This window comes from Bacteroides sp. 1_1_30, assembly GCF_020982715.1.
Lineage (GTDB): Bacteria > Bacteroidota > Bacteroidia > Bacteroidales > Bacteroidaceae > Bacteroides > Bacteroides xylanisolvens.
The window spans coordinates 1-13364 of sequence record NZ_JAJKHN010000032.1 but is presented as its reverse complement, the minus strand read 5'-3'; the positions used below and the strand labels follow the sequence as shown (position 1 = coordinate 13364).

Genomic DNA, 13364 nt, shown 5'->3' with positions numbered 1-13364 from the left:
GAGAAGTAAATCCAATAACCCTCACTAACAAAAAGACACTATATATTTGTTAATCACACAAATTTTAGCTACATTCGTTGTTCAAAACTATTAAATCTACGACAATGGAATTACCTTTTGCTGAATCATGGAAAATAAAGATGGTAGAACCCATCCGGAAAAGCACACGCGAAGAACGCGAGCAATGGATTAAAGAAGCACATTATAATGTCTTTCAACTCAAATCAGAACAAGTTTATATCGATCTCATCACCGATTCCGGAACCGGAGCGATGAGCGACCGTCAATGGGCGGGAATGATGCTAGGCGATGAAAGTTACGCCGGAGCAACCTCTTTCTTTAAGTTGAAAGAGATGATTACGAAACTGACAGGATTTGAATATATCATACCTACCCATCAAGGACGTGCCGCAGAAAATGTGCTTTTCTCTTATCTCGTGCATGAAGGAGACATTGTACCCGGCAACTCACATTTTGACACCACCAAAGGACACATCGAAGGACGCCATGCCACCGCATTAGACTGCACTATCGATGCAGCAAAACATACCCAACTGGAAATCCCGTTCAAAGGAAATGTAGACCCTGATAAATTGCAGAAAGCCCTGACAGAATATGCAGAACGAATTCCTTTTATCATCGTAACCATCACCAACAATACAGCCGGAGGACAACCCGTATCCATGCAAAACCTGCATGAAGTACGTGCCATTGCTGACAAATACGGTAAACCCGTACTTTTCGACTCTGCACGCTTTGCCGAAAACGCCTATTTCATCAAGATGCGCGAAGAAGGTTATCAAGACAAAACCATCAAAGAAATCACACGGGAAATGTTCTCTCTAGCCGATGGCATGACAATGAGTGCCAAGAAAGACGGAATCGTCAATATGGGTGGATTTATCGCCACACGACGTGCAGACTGGTATGAAGGTGCAAAAGGTTTCTGCGTACAATACGAAGGCTATCTCACCTATGGAGGAATGAACGGACGGGATATGAACGCTCTTGCCATCGGCTTGGATGAAAACACCGAATTCGACAATCTCGAAACACGTATCAAGCAAGTGGAATACCTGGCAAAGAAACTGGATGAATACGGAATTCCTTACCAACGACCGGCCGGAGGCCACGCCATCTTCATTGATGCACCTAAAGTGCTGACGCACGTTCCCAAAGAAGAATTCCCGGCACAGACGCTGACCATAGAACTTTATTTGGAAGCCGGTATCCGCGGATGTGAGATCGGTTATATCCTCGCCGACCGTGATCCGGTGACTCATGAAAATCGTTTTAACGGTCTTGATTTACTCCGCCTCGCCATTCCCCGCAGAGTATATACAGACAATCATATGAATGTAATAGCCGCCGCTCTCAAAAATGTATATGAACGTAGAGAAAGCATCACTCACGGAGTGCGTATCGCCTGGGAAGCGCCTTTAATGAGACATTTCACAGTTCAATTGGAAAGATTATAAACTTAGAAAAAATAACAAATATCAGTTGAAGAAGTAATAGAAAGGGATCGAAAAGACCAGTGCCAGTATGAACGGGCAATACTTTCTCCATTAACAAGAATAATTGTTTGCATAAAACAAAAGTGTTTCCCAAGTGTTTATATTATAATCGAACTTAATACGTAAAATTATGGCAGAAGATTATAAATTAATAGACAACGAAGAAAAACATCGATATGAATTTCAGATCGATGGCAAAATAGCCGAAATAGACTATATCAAATCAAATAATGGAGAAATATACCTTGTGCATACAGAAGTACCCGCCTCATTAGGCGGCAAGGGAGTAGGATCACAACTTGCAGAAAAAGCACTGACAGACATTGAACGACAAGGTTTACGCCTGGTACCGCTTTGCCCGTTTGTAGCCGGATATATTCACAAACATCCGGAATGGAAGCGCATTGTAATGCGTGGTATTCATATTAAATAAATACAGATATGGAAAAGAAAATAGAATACACCAATGGTGAACTGACCATTATATGGAAACCGGAATTATGCCAGCATGCCGGAATATGTGTAAAGATGCTACCCAATGTCTATCATCCTAAAGAAAGACCCTGGGTGCAAATAGAAAATGCGACAACGGAAGAATTAATTGCACAAATCAGTAAATGTCCGTCAGGAGCATTGAGCTACCGACTTAACAAAAAAGAGAAGTAAACCAACCATAAAAGAACCTGTCTGAAAAGCCGTGAGTTCATAAAATCATGAGGGCGTCCGAATATAAAGTGAACCCCGAAAGTCATACAAAAACTTTCGGGGTTTATTTATTATGTCAAGACATCACACATTACAAAGAAAAGAGAAACAGGTAGAGGCACTTCATTTCCTCCCCCATTCAACTCAATGTCCATGTCAGTACAAAGTCCGGGCAGATACGATAACCGACAGAGTAAAGTTCCTGCTGCTCCGTCGCCAACTCCTGAACCTGAAACGTTCCTTGCTCTTGAGGAATAAAATGCGTCAAACGGAGTTTACGAAGGTCAGCGTCAGCGTTTTCCATCCGCTTAAAAACAGCTTCTTTTGCCGACCAATGCAATAACAGTCCCCAAGTCATATCTCCCTGATAAGGTTCCGTTTGTTCGTCAGAACGGATATACCTATCGGATACCTTGTGAACGCGTTGAGCATATTGCTCAATATCAATGCCTGCCGGAGTGAAAGAAGCAAGCATCACAGCTACATAACCTTTCGTATGAGAAATACTGATGAAAAAAGAATGATCCGTCAGATACGGTTTTCCTTCGGGAGAATAACCGATTTCCTTATCCTCCTGCAACATAGCATACAACAAAACACGAACGGACAACCATTCCATCTTACGGCGTTCGGAGACAAAACGATTCAATTCCTGTTCACAGAAAACTCTGCGCGCATCCGGCAAAAGAGCCAACAGAACCTCCAAAGACTCTTCCATCTTCCAGACAGCCCACTGTATATCATCCGTCTTATGTTGCAGAAATAACGCCATCTTACGTTTGCTTGATTATGCTTTCAAAATTATGATTCCAAGATTATTCCTTCTCTTCCGAGCCTTCCATATCCTTCGGCAGAATTGTAAACTTCACTTTCAGGATACGACGACTATCCATTTCGAGCACTTCAAACTCATAATGGTGATAAGTCACTTTCTCATGCAATGCCGGGAATTCACCTTTAATTTCGAGCAGCATACCCGCCAATGTATCCGCATCTCCCACCACCTTTTCAAACTCGTCTTCGTCTACTTTCGCAATCTTATAGAAATCCGTCAACTGCGTCTTCGCTTCAAATATCCAGGTATGGTCATTCAAGACCACGTATGTACGTTCTTCATCATCATATTCATCATGAATCTCACCCACAATCTCTTCAATAATGTCTTCCATCGTCACCAGTCCGGAAGTTCCTCCAAACTCATCCACAACAATGGCAATATGAATCTTATTCGCCTGGAAGTCACGCAACAGATCATCAATCATCTTTGTTTCCGGCACAAAATAAGCCGGACGGATCAATGACTGCCAACGGAAATTATCCCCCTTGTTGACATGAGGCAGCAAGTCTTTAATATACAATACCCCCTTGATATTATCCCGCGAACCGGAATAGATAGGAATACGCGAATAAGCATTTTCAATGATACATTGCATCACCTCCTTGAAAGAGGTACGGATATCCAGATCGACCATATCCAGACGTGATGTCATCACCTCCTTCACAGTTTCACCGCCGAAACGGATAATACCCTCCAAGATATTATTCTCTTCAGAGAGTTCCGCTTTATCTGTCAGCTCCAATGCGTGCGACAATTCATCGACAGAAATATTGTGGCTCTTCTTTACAAAATGTTTATTCAGAAAAGTGGTTGAACGTACAAGCACAGTAGCTATCGGACGGAACAGTTTTTCCAGGAAGTAAATCCCCGGTGCCGAAAAACGGCAAAAAGCCAAAGTCTTCTGTGCTGAATAGATTTTCGGCATGATTTCACCGAACAACAACAATAGGAAAGTCAGGATGACGGTCAGTATCAAGAACTCTGCCAATGGAGAATGAAAAACAAATACATTCATAAAGAAGAAGTTGCAGAGCATGATAATGGTTACATTCACAAAGTTGTTCGTAATCAATATCGTTGCCAGGAGGCGTTCTGAATCCCCCAACAGGGCACTTATTTTTTCGTCGGAAGGATGATTCTGTTCATCAATATCATTCCGGTCGGAAGGAGTAAGTGAGAAAAAAGCTATTTCGGAAGCCGAAGCAAAGCCGGAAGCAAGCAGGAGTACACCTGCCAATACTATGGCAATAATAGCAGAGATAGAAGGAGTGTTTACGGTAATACCGTTGAAAATGTCAGCCAATTGGCTTAAATAACCATCTGAGTCCAAAGAGTCTATATTTTAATTAAACAAAAGATAATGTGCCAAGAAGCTCGCGAAAACCTATTGGCACACTATCACATTATCTAGAACGGCAAATCATCTGTCGGATTATCTTGTGCGGGTTGTGCCTGCGACTGCTGCGCTTGTTGCGACTGGCCGGCAACCGGTTGTTGCTGTTGCCCCGTAGCCGGTTGTCCAGTAGCAGAAGCTCCCGCACCCGGATTGGCTCCTTTCGGAGACAGCATTTCCATATTATCCACATAAATTTCGGTGATATAGCGCATAGCACCCGACTGGTCGCTATAAGAACGTGTTCTTATCTTTCCTTCCAGATACAGTTTGTCACCTTTGTGCACATACTTATCCACAATCTCCGCCAAACGGTTGGATGCAACGATATTATGCCACTCTGTTCTTTCGGGAATCTGGGTTCCATTAGCCAACGTATATCCACGATCCGTTGTAGCCAACGGGAAAGTTGCTACTGCCGAACCTGTATCGAAGTATTTTACCCGAGGATCTTGTCCTACGTTTCCTATCAATATCACTCTATTTACTGACATATCTGTATCAAGTTTATGATTCTTAAAATTAAATCTGCTGCCAAAATTAAACAGAATAACAATAGGATGCAAGATTTTAAGTATAAAATCAAGTATTAAGTTTTAAGTATTAAGTATTAGGCTGCGCCATAAACTGCATGGGTAATACTCAATACTTATTACTTAATACTTATTCTAATGCTTATTCTAATGCTTGTAGCAAGTCTTGTACTAATTTAGAAACAGCGTATTGCTCCAGTTCGTCCACCCTTATTTTCAGGAAATCACTGAAAGAAGTCAAATTTTCAGACAAGGTCACTTCATATAGATTAGCATAGATAACCCGGTGAGACAATACATGCTTCACCTCCCTGCAAATCGAACGTACCACCGGTACTTCCCCCGGCACAAAGAGTGCACGAAATTCCGGTAAAGTCAAAAAATCTTCTTCCGAAAGAGCCGTCGGAGTTTCTATCAATGGCAGTTCAAACAGATTTTTCCAAATATCATTGCCCGTCCGTTTATTTATAAAGGTATACGCGCCCGCACGTACATAAATATAATTAAAGTAACGGTTCGTTGTCTTTGTTTTGTGTTGCTTCACCGGAAGTTTTGTCACCCAGCCTTTCGAAAGTGCCGAGCAACTGCCTGCCAACGGACAGAACAAACAATCAGGCGACTGCGGAGTGCACTGAATCGCCCCGAAATCCATTATTCCCTGATTATAAACAGCCGGATGCTTCTTATCCAGCATCTCATCCGCCAATGCTGCAAAGAGCTTCTTTCCTTCCGTCGAATCAATCGGAGTATCGATGCCAAAATAGCGCGAAAGTACCCGGTACACATTACCGTCCACTACCGCATAAGGCATACCGTAAGCAAACGAACAGATCGCTGCCGCTGTATACTCCCCCACTCCTTTCAGAGCCAGCACTTCCGGATACGTTTCCGGGAAAACCCCATTCATGCTTTTGGCGGCGGCATGAAGATTGCGGGCACGTGAGTAATATCCCAGTCCTTGCCAGTATTTCATCACTTCATCCTCCTCCGCAGCGGCTAAAGTCCGCACATCGGGAAAACGTTTGATAAAACGAAGAAAATAATCATACCCCTGCGCCACCCGCGTCTGTTGAAGAATGATCTCCGAAATCCAGATCAGATACGGATCGGCAGACTCCCTCCAGGGCAGTTCACGTTTATTCTCTTTATACCACTCTACAATCGTTTTAGTAAACTCGTTCATATCCTCGTTCCTAGTGTATTATCTAACATTTATCTTGCCTATCCTATCCAAAAGGCACACAAAAGTAACTCTTTTGGTTCTAAGAAAACCCTATGCCACTATTTTTTTAGAAAAATGTGCAGAATATATTTTTTTAGGAGCTTAAAAAGCTATATATTTGCAGTCCAAAAAATTAGCAATAACATAGTAATAATATTTTTTTTAAGGAAAAATGACTAAAGCAGATATTGTAAACGAGATTACAAAGAAAACTGGAATTGATAAGCAGACAGTTCTTACAACAGTTGAGGCATTTATGGATGCAGTAAAGGATTCATTGTCTAACGATGAGAACGTATACTTGCGTGGGTTTGGTAGTTTCGTAGTAAAGAAAAGAGCACAAAAGACTGCTCGTAACATTTCTAAAAATACTACGATCATTATTCCGGAGCACAACATTCCGGCTTTCAAACCGGCTAAGACATTTACAATTTCAGTAAAGAAATAATAAACAAGAGTATTAACCCATAAAATGTGAAGCTATGCCAAGCGGAAAAAAGAAAAAAAGACATAAAATGTCTACGCACAAGCGTAAAAAAAGACTAAGAAAGAACAGACATAAAAGCAAAAAATAATTTTTAAGTCTGGATCACACAGAAATAAAGAACAAACTTGCGAAGCTAATGTCTTTCAAGTTTGTTCTTTGTTTAAGTAGCTAACCCAAAATGAACAATTTGTCAAAAAAGTTGTTCATATAAATGAGATTCAATCAATAATAAGGAAACAAAACAGTGACAAGTGAACTAGTAGTTGACGTACAGCCCAAAGAGGTCTCCATCGCCCTTCTCGAAGATAAGAGCCTGGTGGAACTTCAAAGCGAAGGAAGAAATATTTCTTTCTCTGTGGGCAATATGTATTTGGGACGTATCAAGAAATTGATGCCCGGACTGAATGCATGCTTTGTAGACGTCGGTTACGAGAAAGACGCTTTCCTTCATTATCTAGATTTGGGTCCTCAATTTAACTCACTCGAAAAGTTTGTAAAGCAGACTTTAAGCGACAAAAAGAAGCTGACCTCCATCAGCAAAGCAACCCTGCTTCCCGATCTTGACAAGGATGGAACAGTATCCAACACCCTCAAGGTAGGACAAGAAGTAGTGGTGCAAATCGTTAAGGAACCGATCTCCACTAAGGGACCGCGACTGACGTCCGAAATTTCGTTTGCCGGACGCTATCTCGTACTGATCCCTTTTAATGACAAGGTTTCTGTTTCACAAAAAATTAAATCGAGCGAAGAACGCGCCCGCCTGAAACAATTGCTGATGAGCATCAAGCCGAAAAACTTCGGTGTCATCGTCCGCACGGTAGCCGAAGGCAAACGCGTAGCCGAACTCGACGGAGAGCTTAAAGTCCTGGTTAAGCATTGGGAAGATGCGATGGTAAAAGTACAAAAAGCCACCAAGTATCCGACGTTGATTTATGAAGAAACCAGCCGCGCCGTAGGTTTGTTGCGCGACCTCTTCAACCCTTCTTTTGAGAATATTCACGTCAACGACGAGGCTGTGTACAATGAAATTAAAGACTATGTATCACTGATTGCGCCCGACCGGGCTAATATCGTGAAACTGTACAAAGGTCAACTTCCCATTTACGACAATTTCGGTATCACCAAGCAGATTAAATCATCGTTTGGTAAAACAATCTCTTACAAGAGTGGTGCCTATCTGATTATTGAGCACACTGAGGCGCTTCACGTAGTAGACGTGAACAGCGGTAACCGCACCAAGAATGCCAACGGGCAGGAAGGTAACGCACTCGAAGTAAACCTGGGAGCCGCCGACGAGCTGGCCCGCCAATTGCGATTAAGAGATATGGGTGGTATCATTGTCGTGGACTTCATCGATATGAATGAAGCCGAAAACCGTCAGAAGCTTTATGAACGAATGTGTGCCAATATGCAGAAAGACAGGGCACGGCATAATATTCTGCCGCTTAGCAAATTCGGGCTAATGCAGATTACACGCCAACGTGTGCGTCCGGCAATGGACGTCAACACGACCGAAACCTGCCCCACTTGCTTCGGCAAAGGCACTATCAAGTCGTCCATTCTTTTTACGGACACTTTGGAGAGTAAAATTGATTACCTAGTCAATAAACTGAAGGTTAAGAAATTCTCGTTACACGTCCATCCGTATGTTGCCGCTTATATCAATCAGGGACTCGTTTCCCTGAAACGGAAGTGGCAAATGAAATACGGATTCGGTATCAAGATTATTCCAAGTCAAAAACTCGCATTTCTGCAATATGTGTTCTATGATACACATGGAGAGGAAATCGATATGAAGGAAGAAATCGAAATCAAATAAACAGAAAAGGCGGCCCGGTCAAAACGAGCCGCCTTTTTGTTTTATCTATTTTTCTTCAACTATCCATTTTTCAATATTACGGGTTTCCGCACTGAAATTTACTCCTATTTTAAAGAGTTTCCGTTCATCCATCTCGAAAGGAAGAGCGTAATGCTTGTCATTTATCTGCTGCAATGCTTCTTCTGCCGTACCGTTCAGTTTAAATTCCATGATATAGATGAATTTGTCTGTCTGCAAGACAAGGTCGATGCGTCCTTCGCTTGTATGATATTCCACTTTGGCATAGAAGCCGACCAGTTTAAAAACGATGAAAAGCACGTTCTCGTAATGCAATTCCTGATCGCGAATCACTTCGTAGGTGGTATCTGCAAAGAAGCTTTGCAAGCGACGGAAGAAAGAACTGTAATCGCCGGAACGTACTTCACGAACAAATTTCTGAATTTCAAACGGAGATTCTACCTTATTTACATTCGCATAATAAGGAAGCAGGAAACGGACAAATCCTTCTTCTACTTCACGATTCGGGAAACCTAACCGATACATTCCAAATTCTTCATCATACCCTTTAATGGTGAGGTAGCCACTCTGATAAATCACCGGAATGGGATTAGTAGATTCAGAGTCTATGCTATTCAATACTTGGGCGTCGGTTTCTTCATGCGTCATCCGCTCCAAGTCATAATGATGTTTTTGCAGCAATTTCACCAGATAGGTCGGTGTGCCCGTTTCAAACCAATAGCTGCCGAAATCCTTACGTTTGAAAGCATTAAGCAAACTGAACGGATTGTACATACCAATAGAATTGTGCGTAAAATGGTAACCGTCATAGCACTCTCTCAACTCTTCACAAAGTTTATCATACGTTATTCCGCGCGCAGCAGCAAATTCATGAAGCTCTGTTTCCAAATTGTTGTGGATTTCACGCTCGCTAATGCCACAGATTTCGACATACTCATTCCACATGGATATATCATCCAAGTTGTTCAAGTCACTAAACACACTGACTTTGCCAAACTTTGTCACACCGGTAAGGAATGCAAACTTGATGCAACCGTCCATTGTTTTAAGCGCTCCATAAAAAGGCTTTAATGTATTCCGAAATTGCTTTTGCAATTCTTCATTACCGATGGCTTGCAACATGGGTTTGTCATATTCATCGACAAGAATAACCACACGTTGCCCCGCCAACTTACAAGCGCGCTCTATGATACCGGCAAAACGCAAGGAAAACGAACGTTCGGACGGCTCGGCACCATATAGTTTTTCCCATGCTGTCAGCGATTTATCAAGTATATTATCCAGACTTTCGGATGTATCATATTTCTCGATATTAAGATCCAGATGCAGTATAGGATATTTGATCCAGTCCTTTTCCAGTTTTTCCACAGCCAGCCCTTCAAACAGTTCTTTCTTTCCTTGAAAATAGGCCTCTAAGGTGGAGACGAGCAGACTCTTTCCGAAACGGCGCGGACGACTCAAGAAGTAATAACTTCCGGTCTTTACCATTTGATACATCAGTGCTGTCTTATCAATATAGAAATAACCGTCATTACGAATTTTTTCGAAATTCTGAATACCGATCGGATAAATTTTATGGCTCATATTCTCTTCTTTTATTAATCAATGCCTTTCTTGCAAAGATATATATTTTTAATAGAAATCTTTGTCATGGCAGGTTAAAAGATTCTTTTCAATCATTCATTCTGCACATTTCCCCGGAAACTTAGGGACGATAAAATAAGGGGATAATGACTGCACAAAATTACGAAAAGCCCGGACTTTCGCAAGCTCGGGCTTTCTGTATCTTGAGGACGTCTCCTTTACCTATAGGGAAATGGGCGACTAGCAATTGATTCTAGTACAACAAAAAAAGACGTCCCAAGAGTAAAGATAAAAGGGATGCCAGTAGGAAATGTGGGGAGGCATCCCTTTTCTAATAGAAGAACAAAGATGGAAGGATGGACTTTCACAAGCTGTGTCTCTTCGCTTTGTCACTTCTCAACATATAATCTTCACACTTCGGTGAAGAAGGGTTTCATATTTATGGAGAGAACGCACTTCAACAAGCACGGGCTCTCCTATTATGTTATATCATTCTAGAGATAGCTCCCACCTCTGCCAGAGGCAAATATAGAGGAGCTATCTAATAGAACATTAAAGGATTTCAAATTAATCCGCAAAGAGAGCAGTAGGGAATGTTACTGTCTTCACCACAGGTGCAGGAGATGTTGCGCTCCAGCTGATTGAAGGAGTAATAGTAACTGTCACTACCAAATCTTTCACAAGACCCTTCAAGGCCTTACCAGCATCTGTTAATATCAATTTCTGTCCAGTAGAATCAAACTTGAAGTTAGTTTTGTCACTTCGTTCTACCTTAATAGAATATCCATAAAGAGCAAGAACAGCGTCAGCGGTAGTCAAAGTACCAGTGTCATAAGTGTTATTATCTGCAGTCGGCCACATTGCCTTGCCTTTTCTGTCTTTCCATACAATGTCACCTAATACATCAATCTCTGAATCTATGGTTTCAGCTGTATACGCTGTTGTGATACCTTTTTTAGCGTCCGTTGCACCAAATTCCGATTTAAGCAATTCTGATAATGAGATGAATTGAATCTTTTGGTTAGCAATTGAAGCAGGTTCAGTAGCATCGTTAGGCTGACAATTTACATCTACAGAGAATGCCATATTGTCTTTAGCGTGAGCCATGTCTACTGTGAACTTATCGTTAGCTACACTTCCTACATGATCGTCACCATTCTTGTCAACATCATACGTAATGCTGTTGTATATACCTGAAGTAACTCCGCCAGTAATAGCGTTCCATGTAGTAAAGATTGAGCCCATTTCTCTTTCGAGACTGATGCTCTGAATCTTATCAGCATTCTTAGTTTCATTAATCAGAAGAGACACCTTGCCATCTTCAGTCCACATACCTGAAGTTTTTGTAAATACAGGCGTCTTATAATCAACAGTTACCGGTAATTTGAATACAATTTGCTTCGTTGCGTCAACGTCAACTGTCAATACGGCTTCCATAGTACCCTTGTATGCAGCGGTTACTGTCAGTTTCAGGTTATCATATTTAGTATCACCAGAAGCAATACCACTAAACTTCACTTTATCTCCATCGTTAGCCGTGGCAGTTGAGCTAGCAAGTTTAGCAGTAGTAATAGCGTCTTTGATTGCCTTAATATTAGCTGCTGACACAGCAATGTCGGATTTTTCTGATTTATTCCAAACTACCGTCTGTGCTGCCAAAGATTTTGTTTCTATTTGCTTGAAGGTGACAGTCAGTTTAGCCGGAGCAGAGGAGCCACCGACGCTAGAATAATCAATGCCCTCATGAGTTTCTCCATCAAAAGGAATACCATTTGTAGTTATATAGCAGACTTCAACCTTTGCTTCTTGCCCTTTGGTAGAAGTGATGGTTTGTTTGCCGGCTTCGTTCGTCCCCAATGTTACACCTTCAGGAGCATCGGCTGCCAACTTATAATAATATGCATAGACTGTACTCAAATCCATAGGAGTGGTGGTAGCTGCAGCTGCCAAGTCATCCAAAACCTGTACCTCACCAACTTTTGCGGACACTGCTGCATCTACCAGTTTAGTAGCACTTGTAACTGCTTCCGGTTTGATTTTAACATCATAAGCAGAGATTATTTCATTGTTCCATGCGTCTTTTGTACAGAATGCGTATGCTTCATCTGCAGGAAGGGCAGTTTCCAAATTCAAGCCATCTTTTAGTGTAACAGTAAGGTCGTAAACACCACGATTCACTTTGGCTTCGGTAGCACGTGTCAATGGTTTTGCAGTTTTATTTTGTTCAATCTTAGAGATAACAAAATTAGCTTCATTTTGAGAATTCATCAAATAGATTTGATATTTGCTATCAGTAAAGTCAGGACCTACTGGATTAATCAACGCATTCAACACGCCGGAATTAGTTATTAACAGGTCATTTTTCTTAAATTCTTTTTTCTCATCCTCCATACCAAAAGTGAAATCAGCTTTGCATTGAGCATAACTTAATTTAAGTTCCTTTGTTCCGCCTGCAGTGATTTTACCATTCTCAATAGTCACTCCTTCAAGGCTACTAATCAAAGCTGCAGTAGGCAGAATAGTTGTTAATTCTGTTCCAGTAGTTTTATCTTTTACATGTAGAGTAAAGCTAGGTAATCCCTCATTCTGTACAGCATAAACAGTGGCTGACGAATAATCACCTTTCACCCATTTATCTGTAGCGTCATCATAGAAATACCAATAATCTTTTTCAAATTCACCTGTTCCATCACCAATAAAAGGAGATTTTCCGGCAGGACCAGCAGGACCTTCGGGACCAACAGGACCGATAGGACCTTCGGGGCCAACAGGACCGACAGGACCTTCGGGACCAACAGGACCAACAGAACCTTCGGGGCCAACAGGACCAACAGGACCTTCGGGGCCAACAGGACCGACAGGACCAGTAGCACCGGTCTCACCCTTTTCACCTCGTGCCGGTTTCCCAGTATCAACACCGTCTATAAACCAGTTTCCATTTTCTCCAATTTCAACGACAGATCCATCTTTACCATTCACAATAGAATATTTATTTCCATTGTTGAAAGTAATTTCAAATCCACCAGTGATACTTTTAATGTCTGTTACCCAATTACCTGCATTCACTTTTGCTTGCAGTTCAGCAAGACCTGCCGCATTGGCATCAATCTGCGTTTGCAGATTGTCGATGTCATCATCATAGTCTTTACAGCCTACATAAGTGACAGTAGCAAGCGTCAATGCCCCGAAAAGCATTACCCTAACAAAATTTTTCTTCATAACTACTTAAAAATTACATTAATAATATA

The 13364-nt window shown here is 41.7% G+C and carries 11 protein-coding genes; 5 read left to right on the top strand and 6 right to left on the bottom strand.

Translation table 11 applies throughout. From position 1 onward, the window contains the following. Window positions 1-104: 104 nt before the first annotated feature. The 3 genes from LPH68_RS11350 (at window position 105) to LPH68_RS11340 (ending at window position 2183) form a co-directional block, all read left to right on the top strand. Window positions 105-1478 carry a tryptophanase gene (locus LPH68_RS11350; RefSeq protein ID WP_004316211.1) on the top strand — a complete coding sequence of 458 codons (1374 nt, stop codon included), beginning with the start codon at window positions 105-107 and terminating at the stop codon, window positions 1476-1478. Window positions 1479-1647: 169 nt separating this feature from the next. Next, on the top strand, window positions 1648-1950 hold the full coding sequence (locus LPH68_RS11345) for a GNAT family N-acetyltransferase (RefSeq protein ID WP_004316210.1): 303 nt from the start codon (window positions 1648-1650) through the stop codon (window positions 1948-1950). An 8-nt stretch (window positions 1951-1958) separates the two neighbouring features. Beyond that, window positions 1959-2183 carry a (4Fe-4S)-binding protein gene (locus tag LPH68_RS11340; RefSeq protein ID WP_004316209.1) on the top strand — a complete coding sequence of 75 codons (225 nt, stop codon included), beginning with the start codon at window positions 1959-1961 and terminating at the stop codon, window positions 2181-2183. Window positions 2184-2361: 178 nt separating this feature from the next. Here LPH68_RS11340 and LPH68_RS11335 read toward each other — a convergent pair whose 3' ends face one another. The 4 genes from LPH68_RS11335 to mutY form a co-directional block, all read right to left on the bottom strand. After that, window positions 2362-2994: a 4'-phosphopantetheinyl transferase superfamily protein gene (locus tag LPH68_RS11335; RefSeq protein WP_004316208.1), complete on the bottom strand. Its 633-nt coding sequence runs from the start codon at window positions 2992-2994 to the stop codon at window positions 2362-2364. 43 nt (window positions 2995-3037) lie between these two features. Then, complete coding sequence (locus tag LPH68_RS11330) at window positions 3038-4390, bottom strand: gliding motility-associated protein GldE (RefSeq protein ID WP_004316207.1); 1353 nt, start codon at window positions 4388-4390, stop codon at window positions 3038-3040. Between the two features lie 77 nt (window positions 4391-4467). Then, entirely contained in the window at window positions 4468-4947 is a 480-nt protein-coding gene (locus LPH68_RS11325) for a single-stranded DNA-binding protein (protein ID WP_008025720.1), read from the bottom strand. 181 nt (window positions 4948-5128) lie between these two features. Continuing rightward, window positions 5129-6169: an A/G-specific adenine glycosylase gene (gene mutY / locus LPH68_RS11320; RefSeq protein WP_004316205.1), complete on the bottom strand. Its 1041-nt coding sequence runs from the start codon at window positions 6167-6169 to the stop codon at window positions 5129-5131. Between the two features lie 211 nt (window positions 6170-6380). On the opposite strand from mutY, the gene LPH68_RS11315 reads away from it, so the two are divergent. Both LPH68_RS11315 and LPH68_RS11310 read left to right on the top strand, forming a co-directional pair. Next, the gene (locus LPH68_RS11315; RefSeq protein WP_004300646.1) at window positions 6381-6656 is read left to right on the top strand and encodes an HU family DNA-binding protein; all 276 of its coding nucleotides are present in this window, start codon (window positions 6381-6383) and stop codon (window positions 6654-6656) included. Window positions 6657-6939: 283 nt separating this feature from the next. Beyond that, the gene (locus LPH68_RS11310) at window positions 6940-8514 is read left to right on the top strand and encodes an Rne/Rng family ribonuclease (RefSeq protein ID WP_004316204.1); all 1575 of its coding nucleotides are present in this window, start codon (window positions 6940-6942) and stop codon (window positions 8512-8514) included. 45 nt (window positions 8515-8559) lie between these two features. On the opposite strand, the gene LPH68_RS11305 is transcribed toward LPH68_RS11310, so the two are convergent. Both LPH68_RS11305 and LPH68_RS11300 read right to left on the bottom strand, forming a co-directional pair. Further along, the gene (locus LPH68_RS11305; RefSeq protein ID WP_004316203.1) at window positions 8560-10116 is read right to left on the bottom strand and encodes an ATP-binding protein; all 1557 of its coding nucleotides are present in this window, start codon (window positions 10114-10116) and stop codon (window positions 8560-8562) included. Window positions 10117-10683: 567 nt separating this feature from the next. Next, window positions 10684-13335: a collagen-like protein gene (locus tag LPH68_RS11300; protein ID WP_151920813.1), complete on the bottom strand. Its 2652-nt coding sequence runs from the start codon at window positions 13333-13335 to the stop codon at window positions 10684-10686. Window positions 13336-13364: the final 29 nt, after the last annotated feature.